This is a genomic window from Mesorhizobium sp. M7A.F.Ca.AU.002.02.1.1 (assembly GCF_003998535.1).
Lineage (GTDB): Bacteria > Pseudomonadota > Alphaproteobacteria > Rhizobiales > Rhizobiaceae > Mesorhizobium > Mesorhizobium ciceri.
In genome coordinates this window covers 1-25602 of the sequence record NZ_RZPB01000001.1, presented here as the reverse complement: position 1 = coordinate 25602, position 25602 = coordinate 1, and the positions used below count along the sequence as shown (strand labels likewise).

General features: G+C 58.8%; 21 protein-coding genes and 4 pseudogenes. 1 reads left to right on the top strand and 24 read right to left on the bottom strand.

The window, feature by feature from the left end; translation table 11 throughout:
• Positions 1-495: 495 nt before the first annotated feature.
• The 21 genes and pseudogenes from EN879_RS00130 to queC all read right to left on the bottom strand — a co-directional run bounded on the left by EN879_RS00130 (position 496) and on the right by queC (position 20568).
• Positions 496-702: an exopolysaccharide production repressor protein gene (locus EN879_RS00130; RefSeq protein ID WP_082826584.1), complete on the bottom strand. Its 207-nt coding sequence runs from the start codon at positions 700-702 to the stop codon at positions 496-498.
• Positions 699-1014 (bottom strand): annotated as a pseudogene (fdxB, locus tag EN879_RS00125) (ferredoxin III, nif-specific). The gene EN879_RS00130 and the pseudogene fdxB overlap by 4 nt, the downstream one beginning before the upstream one ends.
• Entirely contained in the window at positions 1011-1169 is a 159-nt protein-coding gene (locus tag EN879_RS00120; RefSeq protein WP_224571204.1) for a CCE_0567 family metalloprotein, read from the bottom strand. Before EN879_RS00120 ends, fdxB begins: the two are co-directional and overlap by 4 nt.
• 90 nt (positions 1170-1259) lie before the next feature.
• On the bottom strand, positions 1260-1703 hold the full coding sequence (locus EN879_RS00115) for a DUF269 domain-containing protein (protein WP_224571203.1): 444 nt from the start codon (positions 1701-1703) through the stop codon (positions 1260-1262).
• A 320-nt stretch (positions 1704-2023) separates the two neighbouring features.
• Positions 2024-3169 carry a TlpA disulfide reductase family protein gene (locus tag EN879_RS00110; RefSeq protein WP_063170388.1) on the bottom strand — a complete coding sequence of 382 codons (1146 nt, stop codon included), beginning with the start codon at positions 3167-3169 and terminating at the stop codon, positions 2024-2026.
• 272 nt (positions 3170-3441) lie between these two features.
• Positions 3442-3822 (bottom strand): hypothetical protein, encoded by a 381-nt coding sequence (locus EN879_RS00105; RefSeq protein WP_126080606.1) that lies wholly within the window; start codon positions 3820-3822, stop codon positions 3442-3444.
• 10 nt (positions 3823-3832) lie between these two features.
• On the bottom strand, positions 3833-5131 hold the full coding sequence (locus EN879_RS00100; protein WP_063169368.1) for a SidA/IucD/PvdA family monooxygenase: 1299 nt from the start codon (positions 5129-5131) through the stop codon (positions 3833-3835).
• A gap of 842 nt (positions 5132-5973) precedes the next feature.
• The gene (locus tag EN879_RS00095; RefSeq protein ID WP_063169369.1) at positions 5974-6846 is read right to left on the bottom strand and encodes a universal stress protein; all 873 of its coding nucleotides are present in this window, start codon (positions 6844-6846) and stop codon (positions 5974-5976) included.
• Between the two features lie 95 nt (positions 6847-6941).
• Positions 6942-7757, bottom strand: coding sequence for a response regulator transcription factor (locus tag EN879_RS00090; RefSeq protein WP_063169370.1), 816 nt, complete (start codon positions 7755-7757; stop codon positions 6942-6944).
• Complete coding sequence (locus tag EN879_RS00085) at positions 7754-8233, bottom strand: NifX-associated nitrogen fixation protein (protein ID WP_024505267.1); 480 nt, start codon at positions 8231-8233, stop codon at positions 7754-7756. Before EN879_RS00085 ends, EN879_RS00090 begins: the two co-directional genes overlap by 4 nt.
• 16 nt (positions 8234-8249) lie before the next feature.
• A complete protein-coding gene (gene nifX / locus EN879_RS00080) occupies positions 8250-8747 on the bottom strand; it encodes a nitrogen fixation protein NifX (RefSeq protein ID WP_063169371.1) in 498 nt (165 codons plus the stop codon).
• Entirely contained in the window at positions 8744-10096 is a 1353-nt protein-coding gene (nifN, locus tag EN879_RS00075; RefSeq protein WP_024505265.1) for a nitrogenase iron-molybdenum cofactor biosynthesis protein NifN, read from the bottom strand. The genes nifX and nifN overlap by 4 nt, the downstream gene beginning before the upstream one ends.
• 8 nt (positions 10097-10104) lie before the next feature.
• The gene (nifE, locus tag EN879_RS00070; protein ID WP_024505264.1) at positions 10105-11589 is read right to left on the bottom strand and encodes a nitrogenase iron-molybdenum cofactor biosynthesis protein NifE; all 1485 of its coding nucleotides are present in this window, start codon (positions 11587-11589) and stop codon (positions 10105-10107) included.
• A gap of 61 nt (positions 11590-11650) precedes the next feature.
• On the bottom strand, positions 11651-13192 hold the full coding sequence (gene nifK, locus EN879_RS00065) for a nitrogenase molybdenum-iron protein subunit beta (RefSeq protein WP_024505263.1): 1542 nt from the start codon (positions 13190-13192) through the stop codon (positions 11651-11653).
• A gap of 129 nt (positions 13193-13321) precedes the next feature.
• Entirely contained in the window at positions 13322-14824 is a 1503-nt protein-coding gene (gene nifD / locus EN879_RS00060) for a nitrogenase molybdenum-iron protein alpha chain (protein WP_024505262.1), read from the bottom strand.
• 87 nt (positions 14825-14911) lie between these two features.
• A complete protein-coding gene (gene nifH / locus EN879_RS00055) occupies positions 14912-15805 on the bottom strand; it encodes a nitrogenase iron protein (RefSeq protein ID WP_024505261.1) in 894 nt (297 codons plus the stop codon).
• A 1097-nt stretch (positions 15806-16902) separates the two neighbouring features.
• Positions 16903-17099: pseudogene (locus EN879_RS39635) on the bottom strand (7-carboxy-7-deazaguanine synthase QueE); the annotation flags it as partial.
• A gap of 160 nt (positions 17100-17259) precedes the next feature.
• Positions 17260-18012, bottom strand: a complete 753-nt coding sequence (locus EN879_RS00040; protein WP_063169372.1) for a carbonic anhydrase — start codon at positions 18010-18012, stop codon at positions 17260-17262.
• Positions 18013-18782: 770 nt separating this feature from the next.
• Entirely contained in the window at positions 18783-19508 is a 726-nt protein-coding gene (gene queE / locus EN879_RS00035; RefSeq protein ID WP_164548811.1) for a 7-carboxy-7-deazaguanine synthase QueE, read from the bottom strand.
• A 5-nt stretch (positions 19509-19513) separates the two neighbouring features.
• Positions 19514-19870 (bottom strand): 6-carboxytetrahydropterin synthase QueD, encoded by a 357-nt coding sequence (gene queD / locus EN879_RS00030; RefSeq protein WP_063169374.1) that lies wholly within the window; start codon positions 19868-19870, stop codon positions 19514-19516.
• Complete coding sequence (gene queC / locus EN879_RS00025; RefSeq protein WP_063170389.1) at positions 19870-20568, bottom strand: 7-cyano-7-deazaguanine synthase QueC; 699 nt, start codon at positions 20566-20568, stop codon at positions 19870-19872. The genes queD and queC overlap by 1 nt, the downstream gene beginning before the upstream one ends.
• A 369-nt stretch (positions 20569-20937) precedes the next feature.
• Between queC and EN879_RS00020 the strand changes: the two are divergent.
• Positions 20938-21079, top strand: a pseudogene (locus EN879_RS00020) (transposase); the annotation flags it as partial.
• Here the strand turns inward: EN879_RS00020 and EN879_RS00015 are convergent.
• From EN879_RS00015 to hisC, 3 genes and pseudogenes are all read right to left on the bottom strand, one after another.
• Positions 21074-22276 (bottom strand): annotated as a pseudogene (locus tag EN879_RS00015) (IS3 family transposase). The pseudogenes EN879_RS00020 and EN879_RS00015 overlap by 6 nt on opposite strands.
• 254 nt (positions 22277-22530) lie before the next feature.
• Positions 22531-23565: an LLM class flavin-dependent oxidoreductase gene (locus EN879_RS00010; protein ID WP_063169375.1), complete on the bottom strand. Its 1035-nt coding sequence runs from the start codon at positions 23563-23565 to the stop codon at positions 22531-22533.
• Positions 23566-23636: 71 nt separating this feature from the next.
• The gene (hisC, locus tag EN879_RS00005; protein WP_063169376.1) at positions 23637-24767 is read right to left on the bottom strand and encodes a histidinol-phosphate transaminase; all 1131 of its coding nucleotides are present in this window, start codon (positions 24765-24767) and stop codon (positions 23637-23639) included.
• Positions 24768-25602: the final 835 nt, after the last annotated feature.

The window sequence follows — 25602 nt, the reverse complement described above, 5'->3', positions numbered from 1 at the left end:
TCCGCCAAACGGGCGAGCGGGAATGCACCACGTCTAAGCTTCGGCGAATGCGCGCAGTTACACGCGGGCACCGAATTGTCGCGCCTAACGGCGCACGCACCAAAAGGGCGGGAATGTCGACGGCCCGGGAAGAGTGCGGCCCTCGCCGTTACCCACATTTCGCCAAAGGAAGCGAAGTCAACGCACATTGAGAGGGCGGTGCTTCCCGGCCGGCCGGGATCCCTGTCGCTGGCCCAACCTACCGCACGCTGGCCACGTCAACGGTTCAAAGTCCCTTCGGTTCGCAAAGTCGTCCCCTTGGAGACCCGGAAGCGCAGGAGCTCCGACCGCAGTCTTCGCTCAACTCTGGCCATCTGCTCCGGGATTGGATTCCGTTCCCTTGCTAGCACAGTGGCAGCTGAGCACGAACTCGCCGGCCCCGTGTCTTTCGATTACGGCCAACGGGCTTAGGAAGAGATTGGATTCGCCGGCCCTCTGCGGAGCGAATGAACAGTTCTACAGATCATCGACGTCCGCGAAAAAGAGCACGCAGCCGAAATAGCAGGCCTGAAGCAGCAGCGAACAGGCCAGCGTCGTGACGACTGCCACACGGATCGAATCCAAAGCGAAGTAAACCATCGACGCATTGCTGCACAGGACCAGCCCCACGAGCCGACAAAAAGATGAAGTGCAACGCCGTTCTCCTGGTTTTCGCCAGATCATGTTGCGAGCTCGTCGGCCGCAACATGCGTCTGGCAGTTCTTGGGGCAGACGCGGCCGCAGGCTCCGCAGCCTATGCAGCGGCCGGCATCATCGACAACCATGATCATGCGATTGAGCTTGCCGTCGAAATCGTCGTCCTCGTCATCGCAGGGGCGAGGATTTCACCCGCATCATCAACGCCGTGAAGATGCATGACATCGCGCGAGCAGACCTTGAAACAACGGCAGCAGCCGATGCAGGTTTGCTATCGATGGAGGTCAGGTACGACGGCATCCAAATGGAGCCGTCACGGGTGGTGAATGTGCGCATCATCCTAAATTCTTCATTGAAGCGAGTTCTCTCTTGGCAACATCCAACTCGGCATAAACGGCTTGGGTTTTCTCGGCGACTTCCTGTATGTCGGCCCACTTGCCCGGCAGACCCTCGACGAGGTCCTGCAATGCCATCTTGGCAATAGCTGCACGCAACTGGAGCTTTCAGACTTTTTTCCTCATCCTATCTAGGTCTGACATAGATCCTTCCTGGAACAATGGTTTCTTGATGCGCTCCATCTCGGGCTAGGCTTCAATGGCTGCAGTCGCATCGTCGACCAGTTTCGTACCGGCCTCAGCAAGTTTGCGGAAAGTCTCGAAGCCGAACCGGTGGACGTCTCGACAGAACGCCCAACCGCCGGAAGCCCCCACGGGTTTCATTTCTATTGTCGGCGACGTCGACACGCCGGAGCGCTCCTCGATCGCAAGCGCTACGGCGGTGTAAAACATGTCGAGCCTCCACAGCGCGTCAGGATCGGGATCGCCGCCAAAGGGTACCGCACGTTGCTGTTGCTTGGTGATGATGAACTCGGCCAGCAGCTCGGCATCCGAATGGCCTTCCCATAAGCCGAAGGAATCCTGAGTACGAATGAGCCGCAGGAGGCATTTGACGAACGGGGAAGCAAGGGCCTCGTCGTCCCCGTGGACAGCAGGGCCAACCGGTTCATGAGGAATTTCGCTTTTCCCCAATTTCAGTACTCCTCTTGAAGGACGATCTCTTTTTCTGCGATGTGTGGTTCGGGCGCTTGCGTGGGCGGGGAATGGCTTGGGCGAGCCGATCCCACGCAACAGTGTCCCGTGGCCGACCTCGAGCACGTCCACCAATGCGAGACCTTTCACCGCGGCGCGAACGCCTGCGCCGCGGTTCGACCCGAGGTAAACGCAATGGAAATTCCACCTGCCGCAAGCCGCGCACTTTTGCGGCATCGACGTTATTGCTGCGAAGTGCGCCTGGGCGGGCGGATTTGCCGGTGTTCAATTCCAATTGTCATGCCCTTCGCGATCCTTGCTCAGGAAGTGACAGCGTTTTGAGTTTCGGAAGTCTTGTTTTGCGGAGCCACACAGAGACCCGCGTGACAGGCAGGCTCACCCGTGTAGTTGGCCAGGGCTTGGAGCAACGAGGTGAGGTAGCGCTGTTTGGTTTGGTCCGGCACTGGCTCCGAATGGTCCAGCGATTTGATTGCCACCTCGATCAACTCGATCGCCCGGTCCTTGTTGCCGCTCTCGTAATAATACTGAGCGACCGGAAAGTAACACCCGAATTTAAAGTCTCCATCGCCTTGCGGAGGATTAAGTTCCAGGATCTGTTCGGAGAGCTCCTTGCCCATCGCAAAGCGATCATCATGCGGAAGATGGGAGTTGTCGATCGTGGGATGGAAGAGTTGGTTCAGCGCCATCACCACCCAAGACATCGCTTCGAACTTTTTGTTGATCGCGTCCTCGACCAATTCGCGCATAAGCGGCAAGCCGGTTTTGATGTCGCGCAGCTTGTGAAGCAGAATATCCGCATGAACCCGCCGAAAATCAAAAGAGTCTGGCATCACGGCGAGGCCTTCTTCGATGGCCAATAGTGCCGCTGCCCAATCCTCGTCCTGCATCGCCGGCCCAAGTTTGGCGTATATCGGCTGACTCAGCGACGATTCGCGCACACGCGAGATTCGCTTTGCATCGACGGCTTTCGCTTCATAGCTGCTGCGCCAGCTGCCGTTAAGGACTTTCGGCAAAACGTCATCGAGAGGTGCCGGGTGGCCGATATAAGCGATGTGGCCGTCGCGGTCGACCACGAACGAGGTGGGAATCCCGAACGAAGAGCTGGGTTCCAGCCAGAGCTTTTTCATTTCGCCAGTGCAATCGAACGCTGTCCGATAATTCAGATTCGGGAACTTCTCGGTCAGCCAGGCATCCACGTTGGTCCGCGCTTCGTCCGCGGTTGCAGCCTTTTCGCAAGCTGCGACTCCGATAATCTCAAATCCGCTGTCTTTATATTTCTCCTGCAGTTCGATCAAATGGGGCATGGCGTGGACACATGGTCGGCACCAAGTCGCCCAAAATTCAACGAGGTAGACCTTGCCGGGCCGAAGGCTCGTGAGGGGCTCGCCACGCAGCCAGTTCTCCACTTTCAGCGCAGGAGCCGGGGACCCCATACGCAGTTCCATCTTGGTGTCCAAAGTCATTCCACACCTTTCGTCTCTTTTGTCGCGGAATATTTTCCAGTCAAAATCGGACACGGTCTCGAGGGCATTGCTCCCTCTCGCTTGCTTCAGCGGAGCTCTCACCGTGTTGCCGCACATCAAGCACGGCAAAGGGCATGCCAACCCTTCTTAGCTTCGGCAAGCGCCGGTACCGCCTTGAATAAGCGAGCCCTAACACGGCCAGCTGACGTTAACCTGAATGTCGGCTTTCGACGGCTCACCTTAGCGGCTGCCGTTTAGGAAGGTGAGAGTTTGGCTGGCCCGCTGGCGATAAGACCGGCTTCGGCGTCCTGGAGTAGTCGCACTTCGGCGATGGGGTCGAAAGTGCGGGAGAGGCTCGGTACCCTTGCAGCCACCGCCGCATGTGGCCCGGCGTCATAATTCGCGTCGCGGTTGCCAACGGCGGCGTTGGGCTCGATCCACGTGGCGTTGAGCCCGACAGCACGTAAAGCTGCATCGTGATTGAATGCCCTTTGCTGTTTCACGCCAAGCAGGAGTCGCGCGACGCTACCTTGCTCAAGCGCGAGCAGAGCGATCTGACGCCGTAGGAATATTGCTCGTCCCGCTTTTGCCGCCAGAGGCGGAAATCTTTCCTGAATGCCACCGCCGATCATCAATATCGACGAATCATATCCCGCTGCCCATTTGTTCGACTCCGAGGTCGGGCCAGCACTCCGTCAAGGGACGGTTGATGAACCCTAGATGCTCGGGATTGGCGCATGGCGCGCGCCGCAGAAGGCTGTCAAGGATGCGGCGCGCTCGCCAGGCCAGCAGCCCAAAGTTCGGATCAGCCAGCCCGCGCTGTCCAAGGCAGGCGTTCTGAACGAAAAGGCGTCGGTCTCGCGGTCCGTCCCAGTACACCGAAAAATCCTCGCCGATGGCGAGCTCATTGCCGATCTGTTCGAGGCGATCTGCGATCGGTTCTAGGAAACCCGGCAGCGGTTTCTCGTACCCGGTGGCCAGGATGACGATATCGGCGGTTACTTCTCCGATGTTGTCCAAGCCGCGTTGCAGCGTGAGCCTGTGCCCTGCTCCGGCATTGATGCAGCGCGACACGTTGCAACTTGGCCGCAATGTGATCTCGCATTGGTGTGGCTCGAGAAAGGCGTGGTGGTAGAGCGCCTGATAGACCGCGCGCAACTTGCTTTCTGAAATGCCCTCGGAGGCAAGCGCGAAACGCCGCAGGAACAGCTGTCGATGCACCTCGCTCATCGCAGCAAAACGATCCGAGAAGCATGGCGTGAACAGCCCGTTTGTGAACGCGTGGTCGTCGAAAGGCATCTCGCGCGTCAAGACCCATGTGATCGCCGCGGGCCGCCGTTCTTTCGGCCGGCCGACAAGGTGCAGTAGCAGCTCGGCTCCCGACTGTCCGCCGCCAACAACGCAGACATGCTTTTTTTGCACCTCAGGATTGATGTGGGCCAACTCAGATGAGTGGAACAGGTTGGGTCCAGTCCAGCCATGAAACTGAGGCGGAATTTGCGCCTGCTTGCCTATGTCGATGACGAGGTTTCTTGCATCAAGGACCGCGTTGTCCGTCCGCACGCGAAACTCGCCGTCAAAGCGGATTTCGCGAACGGCCTCGCCGCCACGGACAAGCGGATTCTTCTGGAACGCCCAGTTGAGATATTGGGCGAACTCGGCTCTAAGCACCCCGTGAAATTGCGCATTGAGGAAATTGTAAAGACGCCCGTTCTCGTGGAGGTAGTTTACGAATGTGTAGGCTGATCGCGGATTGACCAGAGTAACCAGATCCTGGAAGTGGCCGACCTGGAGCTCCGCGCAATCGAAAGCGCTGCCTGGATGTCCTCGGAAATCGACCTCCCGGTCCAGGAACAGTGCCCCTTGCGCAATCTCTTCCTGTATCTGACACGCAAGGCTCAAATTAGATGGTCCAGCACCCACACCAATACAAAAGAGGTCCACTTATCCTTACTCCTCTAGGAGTGTTTTCCAACTCAGCGGCATGTTGACGTCGATTGCCGGGCATTGAGCAATGCGAACCTCACAGGCATGCTTGAGCCGCGGTCCCGACTGAGAGGACAGCAAAAGCGTGTGCCGCCTTCCAGGTCTTGGGCTCAATGTCGGCGGCATCGACAGCGGCGCGGCGTGATCCGAACCCAAGAGCAGAAGGAAAGTGTGTGATGCTGTCGCGCGGCTCTTCCGGATCTTACGGCGGCTTCTAGCGCCGGCCTCCACCCCAGGAGTGGCTGTTTCCCTGCCACGACGGAAGCGGCTCTTTCTTTCGAGGGGCGTAACCATGGATAACGGCTCTTAATGCTTTCGGAGACTCCCATGCATGCGGCGTGCCGGATAAAGACCTGTCAAACCAACGAGTTCGCGCAGTTCCAGCTCGTCTGGAATCCGACATTGTCGCACGCCCGACGATCGGGCAGGGGAAGCTCCGCGGCAGCGGCCCTTGCACACCGCAGGCTGACAGGGACAGCCGCCGATTTGACGCGCGTCCGGGTACTGATAAGGGGCCTTCCAACAGGGTTCGCGCACGAGGCGGGGTCTCCTGGTACACCCGCCCTGTGGCTTGGCTGCGGTCTGCTGCAGCCGTTCGTCTTTACTGCCCGTTGCGGACGATCTCGCACGAGTTGGTTCACGAGAGCGTCGTGAAGCAGTCGAGGCGTCCGGTTTGGCTCTGACAAGCGTCGCAAGATGTTCGCGGATCCAGCCATGTCTCCGCAATCCGACCGGTAACCGACGACGACTTCGGACTGGTTGGCGGTCCTACGACCTGATCGGTGTTCCTACGGAGCTGATCAGCGAGCCAAAAACAGCGGCAATGTGGTCTTCCCAAAGCTCCAGCTCGGCGGACCGCCGAAAATCCGCTCACGCAGCCCACGGCTGCCATAAGCACCCATAACCATCATGTCAGCACAGATGTCGTTCGCGTGCTGGGTCAGCACTGTGCCCGCCGATTTGCCGGCGCTCTTAAGCAGGTCAACGGAGACCCGAGCACCGTGCCGAGTAAGATAGGCAGCGATGTCAGCTCCAGACTGCGCGCCTTTCCCGTTGTTTTGCGCCTTTGGATCGACCATAGCGACACAGACTTCCTTGGCAGCGGATAGGATACTAAGAGCTTCCCGAACCGCACGCGAGGCCTCTACACGCGAATCCCAGCCGACCAGCACGCGTCGAGGCGACAGCGTCGCCTTAACGCCCTTCGGCACGATGAGCACCGGCTTTCCGCTATCGAACAAGCAGCCGTTGACAACAGGAGGTCCGAGAGTCTCATCGTTGAGGAGGTCTCCTCCAACGATCGTCAGGTCAGCGCAGAGCGCCCGCTGTCGTGCCACTTCACCGAGGCTAGCCGGATCGCAATAGTCGGTGTCAACGTCACAGGAAAGCGACATAGCTTTCAGCCTTTTGAGGATATCCGCGGACCGTCTTTCCATTCTGGTCACGTCCTGTGAAAATTTCTCGATTTGCTGAAATCGATAGTTCGGTACTGCAATTGCCTGTGCACGTCCTGTATTCCATTCGGGGGGCGGAGACGACATCAAGAGCAATGGAGGCGGTATAATGAGTACCGATAGGTGCGCGCCGACCTCGGCACACAGTCCGGCAGCTGTTGTGAGGTCCTCATCAGAATGATCAGCACCCGTCACACTGAATATGCTTTTAAATTCCATTTGCCTGCTTCTCCTGGTCTTCGTTAGGAGCGCCTCAAAGCGGCAACACCGCTCTCAGGAGGAAGAGAGAGCGGCACCACGTTCGATCACCGATTTCAGTCGTCCGGCTTCTCGAGCGAGTAGCCGGCCGACCTGACGGTGCGAATGACGCTGCCGGGCAAGGCCGTTTTCAGCGCCCTCCTGATTCGGCTGATATGGACATCGACGGTGCGTGCACCGACATGAATGTTGGGCAGCCAGGCCGCCCCGATAAGCTCGTCCCGGCTGAAGACCTTGCCGGGGGCCTCAATCATAAGCCGCAGCACGTTGAAATCGATCCGTCCGAGATGGATGTCGTGGCCATTACCGCGAACCCGATGGGCATCGAGCTTCATCTCCAGGCCTCCACAACAAATCCAACTGTCGTTTTCAACCCCGTTCGGACCACGCTTGGTCAGCCCGAGCCTCGCCCGCAGGCAGTCGAGCAGCTTGGCCGGAGCCACCGGCCGCACAAAGCTCTCAACGCCTGCCTTCAAGAGATCGAGGTGCTGGTGCTCGGCGCCAGGCGCGATCAGGGCGATGATAGGCAGGTCGGTGGTGCGCGGTTCCCGCTTGAGGTGGGCGCAAATTGCGGACCCGTTTATGCTGGCTGGGTCGCAATCCAGCACTACGGCCTGAAGCTCCCGTTGTTCGGCCAAGGCCAGCGCAGCCTTCGCGCCGTCTGCCGTCTCACTGCTGAAACCGTCAACCTCCAGTATGTGGCTGTAGAGCAGATAGAACTCGGCATCTTGCGAGCAGATCAGGACCAGCGGCTTCTTCATCGGCGATACCCCAACAACCTGGTCGGCCTCGAGTCCCTGGATCGAGGGGACTGGCCAACATAGTTTCTCGGGTCCGTCATGATGGCCTTTCTCGAAAATCGCGCCCATCATGCCAGCGCCACGTGGGGAAAGGTTTCGATGACTGAAATCGCATCGTCGACCAGCTTCGTACCGGCCGTGGCGAGCTTCAGGAGCGTCTCGAAGCCAAACCGGTGGACATCGCGCAGCGTTTTGGACAAAACGACCAGCCGTCCGGTCGTGAAAAGCACCCGACCAAAACCCTCATGGCTCACCTGGATCATCGGCGATGCCATAAGGCCGCAGCGCTCCTCGATCGCAAGCCCGATGGCGGCGTAGTACTTGTCGAGCCTCCACAGCACGTCGGGATCGGGATCTCCGATGATTGGGATCCCTCGGCGCTGTTCCTTGGTAATGATGAAGTCGCCCAGCAGCTCAGCGTCCGCTTTGCGTTCCCACGAGCCATAGGAATCCTGAGAACGGATCAGCCGCACGAGGCATTTGACGAACGGGGTGCAAAGAGCCGCCTCGTCTTCGGCGACAGCTGGGGGGATTGCGGGGTCAGGCATTGGCGTCCTCCTCTTTTCAGTCCTCGTCCTCGAAGGACGGTTTCTTTTCGGCAATGCCCGCTCGCGCCAGCACCTTGCGCAGCCAAGGCGGAGGACACGTCCTGAGCATCATCTGCGTGCGCAAGAGCACCTGTGGGATCGATTGGGGCTCCGCCACTTTGATCGGGTGGATTTTTGCCGCGACAAGCTTGGCTGCCGAAGGGCCGCCAATTGCCAGACAAAACAGGATCTGACAGCCCTTGAGCGCATCCACCTTTGGCGTGATGCGATCATCGCGCTCGGCCCGATGCTCCCCGCTTTCATCGGACACGTCATCGAAGGCCACGGCTTCTACGAGATTCCATTCCTCGCGCGTCACGTCGTAGACAGCAAAGCGCCTGGCCGACCCGAAATGGGCGTTGAGGTCCTGCATGTCCTGAGTGGCGATCGCAACGCGCAATGCGCCCTTACGTCGTTCAGGCATCGGGGCGAAAACCTCACTACTGACCAGCGAGAGGCGGCGAACAGCGTTCATCGTGATATTTCTCGATTACGGAGTGGATCAAGCGCCTCAGGAGTGGGCGCGTGTTGGTTGGCCTGGAAGATGCTGGCGACCTCGAAGATCATGTCGCGGGTGCCCTGATAGAGAATTGCGAGCTTGTGCTGGCTGCCTAGTCGATCGAAGACCGGGAACCCGATGCGCATGAGCGGAATTCGGAGCCGCTCCGATGCTTGGCGCCCGTGCGAATGCGTGACAAGCAGGTCAGCACCGACGGCAAGACTTTCCAGATCGCCGAGATCGCCGATCTGAACCGAAACCGCCGGGACTTTCTCGAGAATTTTAGACCTGTCGGTCGTTGTGACGGCCGCGGCTATCTCGGAGCCGAGGCCAGCAAAGAAGGTCGCAAGTTGGAACAGCTGGTCTGGTTCGGCAGCGATGGCAATTTTCTTGCCGCCGAAATGGAAATGTCCGTCGAGCATCGCGTCCTGCAATTGCGCCCGGCGCCGGCGCACGCGGGCCGGTACCGCCGCGCCCGAAATCGCAGACAGCAGCGACACGAAGCGGTCCGTGTCCTGCAGCCCAGTCAGTGACTGGAACAACACGTAAGGCACGCCGGTCAACCCGTGCAGCGCTTTCGCCGGGCGGCGCATGTGCTCACCGATGGCGATGCATTGCATGGCCGTGCCCAACTCGCGAATGTCTTCGACGCTGGTGCCGCCGTATGTGGTCGCTACCCAGCGGTCAGGAACCGTACCGTCGAGCGAGCCTGAAATGTCGGGCAGAATAACCGGCTTGAGCCCAAAGCTTTCAACCATGTCACGCATATGCTCGATGTCGGCGACAGTGAGGTTGCATCCGGGCAGGATCGCGATCTTCTTCGGCTGCCGCGCACGTTCGCCCGAGCCTGTAATCCCTTTGATCATTGCGGTGACTGCCTTGGCCCAGCCCTCTTCGATCGCGCCGTCAAAATCCGGCGTGTTGGCCAGCACGACCTCCGTACCCGCAAGCTCTTGCGTGTGCTTCAGCTTGATGTTCGCAATATCACTCGCGCAATCTTCGCCACGCGTCTCCACCAGCGCGGTCGTGCACACCCCGATCAGCTTTGGCTTCGTGCGGTTCTTGAGGTTGAGGATGGCTTCTTCAAGATGGTCGGCAGCGCCGAGGATGGTCGCCACCTCATCCATCGCTGTTGTCTGCAATGGAATCGTTTCTTTGAAGTGCCGTACGAAGAGCACGAGCGCGAAGCTTGTGCATCCCTGGCTGCCGTGGAACAGCGGCATCGCGCCGTCGACCCCAAGAAAGGCAAAGGCGGCACCCAGCGGCTGCGACGACTTCAGCGGGTTCACCGCCGCGGATTTGGTCTGGGGAAGGATGCGGGCCATCGGTCGCCTCAACACTCGCTGAACTCGTGTGCCGTCGCGCCGGCGAATTCATCGAACAGGTGCCCGGACTCCTTCTTCGTGCATGGCAGTTCGTCTTTTAGATCAGGCTGGCAATCCCACGGGGCCGGCTGGCGCACCTGAGACCAGACCGGATTGTGAATGGCGAGGTCGATCTGGCGTACGAGTTCCACCATGCCGGCATAGCCGGCATAAGGGTGCTGGCGCTCCTGGTTGATATCGAGCCAGGGCGTCTTGGCCTTGAGCGCAATGAATTGCGTGCGACCGCCCGACAGCATGATATCGGCCCTGTGTTCAGAGAGCATGGCGTACAGCTCGCGCGCAGCCATGTATTCGAACATATGCTTGTCGTGCTTGAGAACTTGTTTGATGCGCTCCTTGTCCTGCACCGTAGATTTCTTGACCGAGGTGCCGACGATCTCGATTCCGATCTCCATCAGCGCACGGACAACCGACCAGGACTTCACACCGCCTGTGTTGAGCAGCACGCGCTTGCCTTGGAGCCTTTGCCGGTAGGATTCGAGTTTCTTCCACGCGATCGCCTCCTGCTGCGCGATCAGCGTCTCCGTGCGCTCGAGGATCTCCGGATCGGCGCCCTTCCTCACCAGCAGCCTGACAAGGTTGCGAAGAGCTTGCGATGTGTCGGAGATGCCATAGAAGGAGCCCTCGAAGAACGGGATGTCCCAGCGCTCCTCCATCTTGCGGGCAAGACTGATCAGCGCGGTCGAGCACACGATCATTGCCGCCCGGGCGCGGTGCGCGGAAGCAATGTCGCGGTAACGCGCATCGCCGGGAATGCAGGCGCGCACCCGGATGCCGAGCCGATCGAGGAGCGGCTTTACAAGCCAGAATTCGCCCGAGAGGTTGAATTCGCCAAGGATGTTGATGTCGTAGGGCCCGGGGTCGTCGGGTTCGACCGTGCCGATGACATGATCGAGCAACGCCTCGGCGGCGAGCTTGTTGCCGAGGTTCTTGGAGCCTGCCAGGCCAGGCGCATTGATCGGCACCACGGCCAAACCGAACTTTTCCGTGGCGCGTTTGCACACGGCCTCGATGTCGTCACCGATCAGCGCCGTTACGCAAGTTGAGTAGACGAAGATCGCCGGCGGCGCGTATGTGTGCTTGATCTCGCGGATCGCCTTGAAGAGTTTCCGCTCGCCCTGCCCCATCACCAGGTCGAGTTCGGTGAGGTCGGTCGTGAAGCTTGTCCGCCACAAGGTCGGCCCTGACGAAACCGCACCACGGTTGTCCCAAGAATTGCCCTCGCAGGCGAGCGGCGCATGGACCAGATGCGCAACGTCGGTGATCGGCTGCAGGACGATCTTGGCTCCGTCAAAGGCGCAGCCGCCGGCTGCCGCCCCTGGTGTCAGCGACTTCGAGCAGCCCTCCTTGCGCGCCTTGGCATCTTTGCCACGGTTCTTATCGCAGGCGGGCTCATCGAAGGCGTCCTTGATTTTGGCGCTGAGGGAGGACATCGCTCAGCCTCCCCAGTCCATTGGGCAAGGAATGGCCTCGGCGAAAAGCCGGCCACGGCTCTTAGCGCGTGAGGTCATAGGAATAATCCGTCACACCCGTCTCGCTCGTCTCGCGATCGAGTTTGTCGAAGATCTTGTCGAGGATCGTCGTCAGCACGCGCAACGCGCCCTGGTAGCCAAAGAGCGCAAAGCGGTGATGATGGTGCCGATCGAAGATCGGAAACATCAGCCGGATCAGCGGCGTTCCGGTGTCGCGCTCCAGGTACTTGCCGTAGGAATTGCCGATCAAAAGGTCCACCGGCTCGGTAAAGAGCAGCGAGCGCAGCGCCCACAGGTCCTTGCCCGCCCAAACCTGGGCAGCCTTGCCGAAAGGCGAGGATGCTAGCAGCTTCTTCAAATCGGCTTCCCATGCCGAGGTGCCATTGGTGGCGAGGCAATGGGTTGGCTCGCCGCCGGTCTCCATGACAAAGCGGGCCATTGCGTGAACGAAGTCGGGATCACCGTAGATGGCGTATTTCTTACCATGCAGCCAGGATTGGCTGTCCGCCATGGCGTCTACCAGTCGGCCGCGCTCGAGGCGAATTGCCTCGGGAATCTCCTTGCCGGAAATCGCCGCGACCTCCATCAGGAATTCGTCCGTCGCCTGAACGCCGAGCGGATAGTGGAACGAGGCCGTCGCCTGCCCGACCTCCTCGCAATAGCCCAGTGTCTTTCGGGTGTTGTGATGCTGCAGCGAAAGCGTTGCCTCGGCGTTGAGGGCCTTCTTCACCTCGTTGATCTTCGTGCCCCCGTCATACATGCGGTATTCACCGTCCGAAGGCGTATCGAACTGGTCAGAGGCATCCTGGATCAATGTATAGGACACGCCCATTACATCGAGCAGGCGCTTGAGCTCCCGGTTGTTGCCGACGCAGAAGCCGTCGAAGCCCGGAATGATGTTGATGGTTCCTTCGATTTGCGTACGCTCCTGACCTTTCCAGAAGTGCTCCAAAATGCCTTTGACCATGTTGTCATAGCCGTCGACATGACTGCCAACGAAGGCCGGGGTGTGGGCAAAGGGCACGTCGAAGTCGCGCGGGACTGAATCTTCGTCCTTGGCGTTCTGGATGAAGCTGTGCAGGTCGTCGCCAATGACCTCTGCCATACAGGTCGTCGACACGGCAATCATCTTGGGGTCGTAGAGCTGGTAGGTGTTGGCGAGCCCGTCGACCATGTTCTTCAGGCCGCCAAACACCGCCGCATCCTCGGTCATTGAGGAGGAGACCGCCGCGGCAGGCTCCTTGAAATGGCGCGACAGGTGCGAGCGGTAATAGGCGACGCAACCTTGGCTGCCGTGGACGAAGGACATGGTTCGCTCGAAGCCGGCGGCAGCGAATACCGCACCCAGCGGCTGGCAGGCCTTGGCCGGGTTCACGACAAGCGCTTTGCGGGCGAGGTTCTTTTCGCGGTATTCCCACGTCTGGGTGAAATCGCGCTGATCGGAAACGATTTCATCGGGGTGCGGACATTCGAAGTTTAGCTTCTTCTCAGCGAGCATCTTTCTGTATTCCGGCTCGCGGAACAGGGGAGCGTGATCGAGAATTTTTTCAGCCGACTGCGGCATGATGATTACCTCTTTTGCATCTGGCTGCGCGGGACGGCAGCTCAGGACGTCAAGACGTTCCAGGCTCCGGCGGATCAGAGGCCGCGGGAGTTCACCGTCTCAGTGGGAGACTGGGGCTGAAGCAAATGTTTATTCGGCAGCCATCGCCCGCTCATCGCCCCGGCTTCTTTTCCAAGGCGCGTGGAATAGGTCCCAGACCGGGTTGTTAATGGCGAGATCCACATCACGTGCGAAAATGGCAAAGCCGTCGTAGCCGTGATACGGGCCTGAATAATCCCAGGAATGCATCTGGCGGAACGGTATGCCCATCTTCTGCACCGGGTATTTTTCTTTGATTCCCGAGCCGACCAGATTTGGGCGAATCCCTTCGATGAATTTCTCCAACTCATAGCCGGTCACGTCATCGTAGATCAGCGTGCCGTTCTTCACGTAGTGGCCGGTGCGCTGATAGTCGTCGCTGTGGGCGAATTCATAGCCGGTGCCCACGATGACCATGCCGAGGTCCTCGTAGGCCGTGACGACGTGGCGGGGGCGCAGGCCGCCGACATAGAGCATCACGGTATTTCCTTCCAGGCGCGACAGGTACTTGGCGATGACCGCATCAACAAGCGGCCTGTACTTGGCAATGACCTTTTCGGTCTTCTCCTCGATTTCCGGCCCAAAATGCTTGGCTATGTTGCGCAGAGAGGCTTCGATCTGGGAGGGACCGAAGAAATTGTACTCCATCCAGGCGACGCCATACTTTTCCTCCATATGCCGACAGATGTAATTCATCGACCGGTAGCAGTGGATAAGATTGAGCTTAGCCTTCGGGGCGCGCTCGATCTCTGCGAGTGTGGCGTCACCCGACCAGTTGCCAACCACGCGCAGCCCTATCTCCTCAAGCAGTATGCGCGAGGCCCAGGCATCGCCGCCGATATTGTAGTCGCCGATGACGTTGACGTCGTAGGGGCCGGCCTCGAACTTGACATCCTTTTTGTCGAAGACCCAATCCCGGATTGCATCATTGGCGATGTGGTGGCCAAGCGACTGCGAGACGCCGCGGAAGCCCTCGCAGCGTACCGGCACGATCGTCTTGTCATACTCCTTGGTCTTTTTGCGAGAAACGGCCTCGGTGTCATCGCCAATCAGGCCGATAGGGCATTCGGACTGCACGGTGATGCCGTTGTTGAGCGGAAACAAGACTTCAATCTCGTCAATGATCTGTTCCAGCTTCTTGTCGCCGCCGAAGACGATGTCCTTCTCCTGGAAATCGGAGGTGAACTGCATTGTCCCGAACGTGTCGACGCCCGTTGTACCGACGTAGTAGTTGCGGCGCTGCGACCAAGAATATTGGCCGCAGCCGACCGGGCCGTGCGAGATATGGACCATATCCTTGACTGGCCCCCACACCACGCCTTTCGAACCAGCATATGCACAGCCGCGAATCGTCATCACCCCGGGAATGGACTTGATGTTCGATTTGACGTCGCATTCGGAAAGGACCTCGCTTTCCCCGCCAGCCTCGTTGCCGCTCTTTGCGACGTTGAGGTGCTTCTTGCGGCGCTTCGCCGCCTTGTCGGGATAATGCGACAGCACCTCTTCGATAAGCTTCGCATGAAGAGCACCGTCATTCTCGTATTCCCGGCTCATGAGTCCCCCTTTCAAGGTTGGGTGACGCCTCAAAGAATAGGCGCCGTTCTCTGCAAGGCGCGCCGATTCATGGCAGCGCTAATGTCACTACTGGGCCGCCGCCTTCGCCGCTTCCTTGGAGTGAAGCTCGGCAAGCATCTGCTCGTCGGTCTTCATGATGCCGAAGTCGAGCAGCATCTCCTCCAGCTCCTCCATGGTGATCGGCGTCGGGATCGTACCCTGGCCCGAATTGGCGTGGATCTTCTCGGCCAGAGCGCGGTATTCCCCTGCCTGCTTTGAGTCCGGCGCGTACTGGATCACCGACATCTTCCTGAGTTCGGCATGTTGGACGATGTTGTCGCGGGGCACGAAGTGGATGAGCTTGGAATTCAATCGGCCAGCCAGTGCTTCGGCCAGATCGAGTTCGCGGTCGGTTTGACGTTCATTGCAGATCAGCCCGCCCAGCCGCACACCGCCCGAATGGGCATATTTGAGGATGCCCTTGGCGATGTTGTTGGCGGCATAGAGCGCCATCATCTCGCCGGACATGACGATATAGATCTCCTGGGCCTTGCCTTCGCGGATCGGCATGGCGAAGCCGCCGCATACCACGTCGCCGAGGACGTCATAGGAGACATAATCGACATCGTCATAAGCGCCATTCTCCTCGAGGAAATTGATCGAGGTGATGACGCCGCGGCCGGCGCAACCGACACCCGGCTCGGGGCCGCCGGACTCCACGCACTTGATGCCTCTGTAGCCCACCTTGAGCACGTCCTGGAGTTCGAGGTCTTCCACCGAGCCTTCCTGTGCGGCGAGATCCAGGACGGTATCCTGAGCTTTCGAATTCAGGATCAAGCGTGTGGAATCGGCTTTGGGGTCGCATCCTACGATGAGGATTCTCTGCCCGAGGTCGACAAGGGCAGCGAGCGTATTTTGGGACGTGGTGGACTTGCCGATGCCGCCTTTTCCGTAAAAGGCGATCTGACGCAGACCTGACATAATAGCTTTCCTTCCTTCGTTCTAATTATCGCGACTGCCCGCGACACAAGTGCCGATAGGCAGCTCGTGCCGCCTCACACCAAGCATCGCAAAAAGCGTACCAGCGTGATCGGCCGATCCCAGAAGAAACTTTGTCATTAAATTCCAGCCGCTTAGACGGCGGCAAAACGCGCGAACGGGCCTTTCAGGCGTCTGTCACGGACACGACAAAGCCGACACAGATTGTCGTGCGCCATCCAAACCGCCGTGTGTCGAGCTCGAAGCGGGAGAATGGGGAAGTTAGCCCAAAGCTGATGGCGAGACCATCGGAAGACATCGGCTCTTGTCTTTCCAGCCTGCCATTGATCGGGCGGTCGCTGGATGAGCAGGAGCCTGGGGCTTGACCGCGGCGCGGGTAGTTCAGGCAGGCTTACAGAGCGGGAACGCCGGCGGCCGATAGACATCCGCGCTTAACCTTTCATAGCCCGTCTACAAGTTGGTTCCGCCGACGCGCTATATGGAAGCCAAATAATTCAGTAGCTTAGCCGAGAGCATTGATTTTTTCAGAAAGATACGTGTTATACGCGTATGAACCGCCGAACCCATGGTCGGCGCCCTCATGCGCGTGAGACCCCGTTGTGGGCGAGGCTCGCGACTGGCTGCACGATCCTAGCCGGCCTGCTTGCCATTGAGTTTGGTCCCGCCGCGGTAGGCTGCGGCATCAAGGGCAACATCAGCTACAACACTGGCAAGAAGATTATCACGTTCTTGGACAGGAATCTTACTGGGAGACACGCATCAACCTATTGAAGGGCGAGCGGTGGTTTTGTTCAGAGGAAGCTGCACGAAAGGCGGGCGGGCGGGCTTCGAGAGGTTAGTGTCGCGGCAGCTTGCAGATCTGCCCACGGGGCCGCCACGATCGCAAAGTGTGTACAAAAGCGCCCTCTCTGCCGAACTGAACAGTGCTCACGGCCATAGCCTCGGATGAGCCCGACTGGCTTGACCTCTGCATGATGAGAGCAGCTTTTACACCAGGTGCGCAGCACATGTCTTTAACGAACGCATCGTCTTCAAGAATATAGAGAGCAATTCGGAAAACCGAGTAGTTGGCGGCGAAGCTAGGAGAAGGTATACACTACCCTCTTGTTACCCCAGAGTAGAACGTGCAGCTGCGGCAAGACGCGGGCTTCGAACCACCTGTCGCTGGTCACCTTTTCTACCAGCGGTTCCATGCGCATCATATTCCGTCGGACTCGACAGAGACGTCTTCATTACCACGGCGGGGCGGCGTGTGATTGCCGGGTTGCAGACAAACCTCGCCGCGACGTATTTGGGACGAGTGGTGTCGGCACCGAATCCCTATCATTTAGACTAGCCAGCTTGGGGAGCGCCGTCAGACCGCCAGACCGGAAGAGGAGGCTTCGCGCCAACTTGTGCCAAGAATGTTGGACCGTGCGGAACCGCTGGGGCGGCGCTCAACTCTGGCGCAGGATGAAGCGTCGATTGGGTGAATGAATAGGGCGCGCGTTCGACGGGTAGAGTGAGGCAAATCGCTGGATGTCTGCCGGATCAACGTCAACCGGTTCCATCGCCACCATCCACTCGACGTTTTCGGTGCACGGCGGCGTCGTCAGTGAGCCCTCATAAGTCCAATAGCCAAGCGAGGCTGGCAGAAGCCAGTTGGGATTCACCTCGTCGATCGTCACCTCCCCATTCGGCAGTTCGGGAAAGGCCGCAGCAAGGGCAGCAAAGCTGGCATTTGTCGCGCCGGGCGTTAAAAAGACGCCCAGCACGCCCAGAGTACCACTTTGCGTGTCCTTGTGAACGAAATGCACCTCCATCGGGAAGCTCTTGCCCGCCACGTGATGTTCGCTTGGCGCATGGAAATGGAACTGTACCAGTTCGTAGACACGATCGCCGCGGGTCAGCGTGCTGCCTTGTGGCATATTGATTTGAATGGTGTGGCCGTTGTTCACCATATTGCCGCCGCCCTTGTGCCAGCCGATGGCGATATGCGGGATATCCGCCTTGACCGCGCTGTTGATATTGATCGGCGATTGCTGCGTGCCGGCAGAGCATACGAAATTTTCCTTATCCAGATCAGCCCAGTGCTCCGGTCCGACCGGACCGGTGTACCCCCAATGGGCACTGGTCGCTTGGGCGGCTTGAACGCAAATCCGGCATGCGCCGAGCGCAACCAACCCTTTGATCAGGTGACGACGATACATATTACTTTTGCTCCTCTTGCGAACTGATGTTGGTGGCTGCCCTAATGGACGCGTGATGGCCAATCGGCGCGGCCAGTATTGTCCTTTGCAACTGATAGATGCCCGCACGCCTTGGCGTGCTTTCATAAGTGCGGCTGCCGTTTCTCGGCTGGCCGGCTTCTGCAGCCCGCAACGGGGGCAGTTTCAACCAGCTAAACGATAAAAAATTTTAGCAGACCAGCGCTTGACCCCCGCCGCAAAGGCACAGGCGAAGGTGATCACTGCGCGGCTGCCGTTCGCGCCGGAGGCCGCATCGCTATACTTTACACTCGCTGCCCAAGGAGACGCAGGCGACCCCAATACGTTTTCATCGCTACTCCCGACGCAGCCGACCCACGCCACGAAAACGTTGCTATATTTCACGTTGGGCCAATGAGGAAATCGATCTTCTTTATGGAAGGCATTTGCGCAATGGATGCATTCCCATGCTGACAGTCGTGCGTCAGGCCGGACAATGAGATACATCGATAAGAGCTGGACAAGGATGAGGGGATGACGTGCTTGCGACGGAGCAGGTGGGGCGAGAAGGCCAGTTCTTGCGGATTTCAACTTTGCGTGACGACAGCTCATCGGAGTCAAGGTGACACACGCCGGCAGCGGGGTGTCCGGGCGGTTTCCAGCCGCACAATCGCGAGACCGCTGACGCGAACAAAGCTCGGCTGTACTCGGCACGCGAAGAGAGCCTGCCAAGCCGTTGGAGCCCGGCCTTCCGGTGCGACGCAAGCCACAGACTAGACCGCCCTCTTGTTACCCCAAAGCAGAACGTGCAGCTGCGGCAACACGCGGGCTTCGAACCACCTGTCGCTAGTCACCCTTTCGACAAGCCATTCCATTCGCATCATTATTCCGTCCAAGTCGACAGAGGCGTCTTCACTGCCAGGGAGCGGCGGCGTGTGATTGCCGGGTTGCAGATAGATCGGAAGGTGCGGATATCTCGCCGCGACTTCTTTGGCGTAGGCATAGTCACTCTCGTCGAAAACGACGAGCTTGAGCACGATTTGCGGCTTCTCTTGCGCCGCTTCGAGGCATGCATCAAACGCAGCCCAACGGGTCGTCATCTCGCTGGACGGCGGCTTTGGGCTAAGGGTCAGCACGTCAAGATCCGCAAACCACTCCCTCACCACGGAACCCTGCGTTTCCAGTGCAAAACGATAGCCCTCGCGATGGCCTCGTTCTATGAGGGGACCGAACGGCTGAATGGCCGGGTTGCCGCCTGACAAGGAGACCATAACCGGCCTGCCGCCGGAAAGCGCATGGACGGTTTGCCACACGGCATCGATCGGCATCGGTAGCCATTCATGGCGATACTGATTGTCCACCGCGTGAAGGCTGTCGCACCATGAACAGCGATAATCACATCCGCCGGTTCTGATGAACACCGTCGGCAAGCCGATGAGCACGCCCTCGCCCTGGATAGTCGGCCCGAATATCTCGCTCACACGGATTGCGGGATGCATGTCGGTCACGGACGGTATTCCGCCCAAGTTTTCGGTGTTTCGCTAACGCGCACGGCCGCGGTCTGCGGCAGACGTGCCTTGCACCATTCATAGAAATGTCTGGCCAGGCATTCCGCCGTGACCTTCTCATGTCCCAGCACGTCGTTGAGGTGCCGATGGTCGAAGCTCTCGTCAATGTAGCGTTTGAGCGGCGCCAGATCGTGATAGTCGCGCACGAAGCCGTGGGCGTCCAGTTCCTTGGCCGACAGCTCCACTACGACGACATAGTTATGCCCGTGCAGGCGCGCGCATTGATGGTTGGGAGGCAAGGAGGTGAGCTGATGCGAGGCCGAGAAGTGGAATTCCTTGCTGATGTGGAACATTACGCGCGCCTCCTGCGCAGCGCCTCAAGCCAGAAATCGGCGTCCTCGTAGTCGGTGGGATCAGCGTGCCCGGCGAGATGGAACGCTTCGCGCCGCTCGACGCAGGTCCCGCATCGTCCGCAGTGACGCACGCCGCCCTTGTAACAGGACCAGGTCTCAGCAAACGGGGTGCCGTATCTTGCGCCATCCGCAACAATGTCAGCTTTTCCGAGATTCACATACGGTGCATAGAGGCGTATCTGCGCATAGCCGTCGAGCGCGCGGTCTTGCATTGTCTGGAAAGCTTCAATGAAGGCCGGACGGCAATCGGGATAGATGAAATGGTCCCCACCATGCACGGCCGCCGCCACCGCTTCGGCGCTGTGGGCGGCGGCGAGACCGAAGGCGATTGCCAACATGATGGCATTGCGGTTCGGCACCACCGTAATCTTCATCGTGTCTTCGGCGTAGTGGCCGTCCGGCACGTCGATACTGCTAGTCAGCGCTGAGCCGGAAAGGCCACGGCCAATTTCGCCGATGTCGATGATCTGGTGCGGGACCTTCAGTCGCTGCGCGCAAAGAGCGGCGAAGCCCAATTCCTTCCTGTGCCGTTGGCCATAGTCGAAAGATAGAAGGCCGGTGAGTTCGTGCTCCGCTGCCACCATGTGAGCAAGGGAAACGGAGTCCAATCCGCCAGAGCAGACGGCGAGAGTCTTCATCATTGGTATCCTTGTTTTGACCGGGTAAGGCTGCGACCGGAGATTTCTCTGCGCCCCCACTACTCCAGCGACTCAGTTTTGTGAACCGGGAGAATTTGCGCTCAGCCCGATTGGAACGGGAGTGCGTCGCGTCCAACACGCGTGATCAATAAAAGTTGAGCGCTTCAGCAGTTTGTTTCGCATCGCGCCAACTTTCGCAACCTGCTGTCCGATCGTCGACTTCGAGACAAGGTGATGTTCGGCCGACATCGGCTGACTCTTAATTAAGCCGCAGAACACATGTTGGCTTTCTGGCCTTCGCTTGTGCGGTTGGCGAGGGCGACATGGATGCCAGCAAATTTGACATTGGCGACATCCGCCTGGAGAACCCTGCGCGGCGCGATTGAGGCCGCAGGCGAGCCTGCTCTAACTGCCGCCCTACAGTCCCGACTTCAATCCGATTGAGAACGCCTTCGCCCAACCTAAGGCGCTGCTGCGAGCAAAGGCCGAGATAACCATCAAGGCTCTATGGGACTGACGTTGCCCCAGCAGTTTTGAGTTCGTTTCCGGCGTGGGTTGTGCCCTGCTGGGCGGGTGAAGCGACGGGCGCTGGCGCGGAGCCTTTGGCATAGCGCAGCGCGAGCGACCGTCGCGGATTGAAGGTGCTGGCGAACTTGGCCGGGGTCTGCCAGGGGGGAGTGCGGCCGCGCGGTGTTGTAGTCGGCGTGCCACAGGGCGATGGCTACGCGCGCCTGAGCCAGCGAGGTGAACAGCGTCTCGTTGAGCAGTTCATCGCGCAGTCGGCCGTTGAAGCTCTCGATGAAGCCATTCTGCATCGGCTTGCCGGGCGCAATGTAATGCCATTCGACGCGGTTCTGATCCGCCCAGGAGAGGATGGCGTTCGAGGTGAACTCGCTGCCATTGTCGCTGACGATCATCCTGGGCCGGCCCCGCTCGGTGATGAGCCGTCCAATTCGCGGGCAACCCGCATGCCCGAGAGAGACGTATCAACGATGAGTGCGAGGCACTCTCTCGTGCAGTCGTCGACGACGGCCAGGATGCGGAAGCGGCGCCCGTCGGTGAGCTGGTCCGATACGAAGTCGAGCGACCAGCGCTCGTCGGGCCTCAGCGGCACCAGCATCGGCGCCCTGGTCCCGATCGCCCGCTTGCGGCCGCCACGGCGGCGACGGCGAGCTTCTCCTCCCGATAGAGCCGGAACAGCTTCTTGTGGTTCACGACCAGGCCCTCCCGCCTCAGCATCACGAGAAGACGCCGGTAGCCGAACCGGCGACGCTCCTGCGCGATCGGCCTTCATCCGCTCGCGAACCTCGCGGTCGTCCGGCCTGCTGGTCTGGTAGCGAACCGTCATGCGGCAACAGCCGATGGCTTTACACGCCCGCCGTTCGCTCATCCCGAAGCCTTCCTTCAGGCGAGCGACAGCTTTCCGCTTGGCGGCGGGCGTCACCATTTCTTTCCCACAAGGTCCTTCAACGCGGCATTGTCGAGCATGGCGTCGGCCAAAAGCCGCTTCAGGCGCGTGTTCTCGTCCTCCAGCGCCTTCAGGTCGCCGAGCCTCGGTGACATCCATCCCGCCGAAGCGGGCCTTCCAATTGTAGATCGAGGCGTCGCTGACCCCGTGCTTGCGGCACAGATCGCCAACCGATACCCCGGCCTCGTGTTTCTTCAAAATTCCGATGATCTGCTCTTCAGAGAAGCGGCTGCGTTTCATGTCCTGGTCCTCTGGATGGGCCAGAACGAACTTCAAACCGGATTAGATCAGAGGGGCAAGGTCAGGACGCCTCGGCGCGGTCGTCGACCTCTTCACCCCAGCCGAATGTGCCAACTACTTCAAAGCCGCAGGATATGACCTGGATCAGATAGGACGTGCTCCAATGGTTTACACCTGACACAGGAGTCCGGCCCCCACAACCGTTTCGCAATGAGGAGCAGCGCTGCCGCTGCTCCTCCAATCACACGACGGATTCACGATGCGGCAACTCGAGCCATGATTTCGGATCCAATGGCCGATGCGGTGTATAGTGAGGCATCCAGCGGCAAATCCCCAAATGCCAGTTGACACAGAAGATAATTAGCACCTGCCTCTTCCAGCTGATCAAGGAGAGCTTTTCGGACAGAATCTGCCGTTCCCACGACGCACAATTCACTTTCAATTGCTGCATCGAAGTTCAAAGGCAAGTTTGGTGGAGTGGAAATGGCATTTAGTTCGTATAGAAATTTGAAGCTATTGAGCCATCGTTCATAGGCAGGTGCTGCGAGCAAATACGCATCTGTTTCAGAACGCCCTATCACCACCATTCGGAGCAATCCAAGAAATGGCGCTTGCTGGCCAATGTCAGCATCGTGAATTCGGGCGGCGCGGAACGCGTCGGTAACGCTGCGAACAGAAGTGGAAGGTCCGACGCAGGCGATGTTTGCCCCATTCGCAGCGGCCCAGCTAGCCGGCTCGGGTCGATTGGTGGCGATCCATGTCGGCGGACGGGGATATTGGTGAGGTCTCAACGTCAGCGGAACATCTTTCAACTCAAAGTGGCGGCCCTGATAAGAAAGCGTCCCGCCTTTCATCGCATTGATGAGAATCTCACTGGCCTCCGCATACTGTTCTGGTGCTGCTTCTACAGCAACCCCGAAGTATCCCAATTCAGTGGGAGCAGAGCCGCGCCCTATGCCGAGTTCAAGCCTGCCGCCGCTCAACTGATCAAGCATGCAGATCTCCTCGAAGGCACGCAGCGGATGATAGAGCGCAAGTAGCATTACCATGGGACCAACACGAAGACTGCGGGTTCGCTGGGCGACGCTCGCTAAGAACAAATTCGGTGATGGACCTCTGCCATGCGGCGTACAGTGGTGCTCGGCGAGATGATACGCATAAAAGCCATAGCCATCGCACGCTTCTGCTAGGCTCAGCCGATCTGCATATTGTTGTGCGATGTCATCGCCGTTTTCGTCCAGATGATCGAAGATGCCGAAGGTCAGGCCCGAAGCGGAAATTTTCTTCAATTAATTGTTCTCCAAATTACCTATATTTATTCGCTAATCATCATAGCTCACGACATATCATTACTTGATGCTTAATGTGAATCGACTTCATGCTTGTGAGCACCGCGATCCTTCTTAAAGTTCATACAGACGCGTTCGGCGGCAGCAAGGAATTTGTCCATCTGCTCTGTGGTGCCAATGCTGACGCGAATACAGTTCTTCAAATCTACGTCAGGAAAGCTGGCGATGAGGATCGCCTGCTCTTTCAACGCGGCTTGCCAGCATGAGCCCTCCTGTCCCGCCGGCACACGGGCCAGCAAAAAGTTTGCGTGGGAGGGTGTTACGGAAAAGCCAAGTTGCAACAGCGCCAGGGTCACTCGCTGTCGTTCATGCTTGATGTGCCTGTGGTTCTCTTCGTAGGCGTGGCGATGCGCAAGAATGCTTTTCCCGACCGCCTGCCCGATCACGTTCATGTTGAAGACATTCTGGATGTTGCGCAGCCTGCCAATGATTTCTGGGTGACCGAAACCGAAGCCGACTCGCACGCCAGCGGCAGCATAGCTCTTTGAAAAAGTCCTCAAGATCAAAAGATTCGGATGTCTATTGACGAGGCGCAGGGCATTGTCGGGTGCGAAGTCAACGTAGGCCTCATCCAAGACGACCAAGCGATCTGCTTGCTCCACAAGGCGTTCGATTTCGGCCACCGGCACGAATGTTCCGGTCGGATTGTTCGGATTAGCCAACAGAATGAACTTCGCGTCTTTTGCGGGGCCGGACAGCAGTTTTTCTATCGGCAGGGGATGAGCTTCGCTCGATGCGATTTCGAGAAACTCGGCACCCTGCAACATGGCAAGTTTACGGTTGAACGAAAATCCGGGCGACAGCATTGCCACTCTATCTCCTGGGGCGAGGAAAGCTCTGTAGATGAGTCCGAGCAGCTCCGACGAACCGTTGCCGGCAATCACCTGATCTTTGGAAAATCCGTAAGCATCGGAGGCAGCTGCCCTTAAGCTGAGATTGTCGTCTTCCGGATAAAGATACTGGTGTTCGATCGCAGCAATTGCACTTTGCATTACGCTCTTCGGCAACGGAAACGGGTTCTCGTTCGTATTTAGCTTAACGCAGTTTGCATCCGTCGCTGGTCCGTTGGACGAGAGAGCATCTAATTTGCTGGCCACCGGCGAAAAAAGCGAAAGCACGGTCTTCAGTTTTGCATCGCACATGTTCTTCTCCGTTTTTCAGTCCCGCAGGGCATGTGACATGAGGCAATCGTTGATCGTGACTTGATCGACGTTCGGCTATATCAGCGCTGCCTTCCCACCCTGGTGGGGATCGCCGACCACGGTTTGGATTTGACACCGGGAAGCTGTCGAGAACCTGATGACGACCCAACGTTTGGCCGACGGCCGATTCGGCGCAACAGACGGTGTTTCAACATCGCATCGTCCTCAAAGCCGCATGCAGGGCCTGCACGACAGCCCGTCTCCAGCGCCCGCAGATAGGTGGAAGCCGAAGTCTTGCCGAACCTCAGTTGCTCTGCCACCTTGGCCCACCGGACTGCCCTGTTTATGGGTCAGGCGCAGGATATCTCTGACGCTCGTTCGTCTTGCTTGCTTCCGTCTTGGCATGGGCTCTCTCGGTTTGCTGATGAGAGAGCCAAATACCGGCTCATCTGAGCATGAGACGCAGGCCTGACGATATGGAGCGTCGCTGGTGGCGCGCGTAGCCGAGAGGGTTCGCCTCGCTGGCGGGGCATGCAAGACGGCGCACCTCCTTAGCCATCCTGTCCCATCGTCTCAGATCGTGAGGCGCACCTTATAGTCGGTGAGGAGATCTTGCAGGGTCAGGTTACGCCCTAGCGCTTAAGGTTGTTGGTCGCACCGAGCAAGCGCGGGACCTGTCGACGGACAACAGCGGTGCCACTGCCGGCACTAGGTGTGAGCTTTCGAGAGGTTGTCCATTCGGACCGGACCGAGGAGACTGGAGTTACCACGCTTCAGCATCCATCGGAGGGTCCGAATGAACATCCACAAGAATGCCCGTCTCACACCGCTGCGT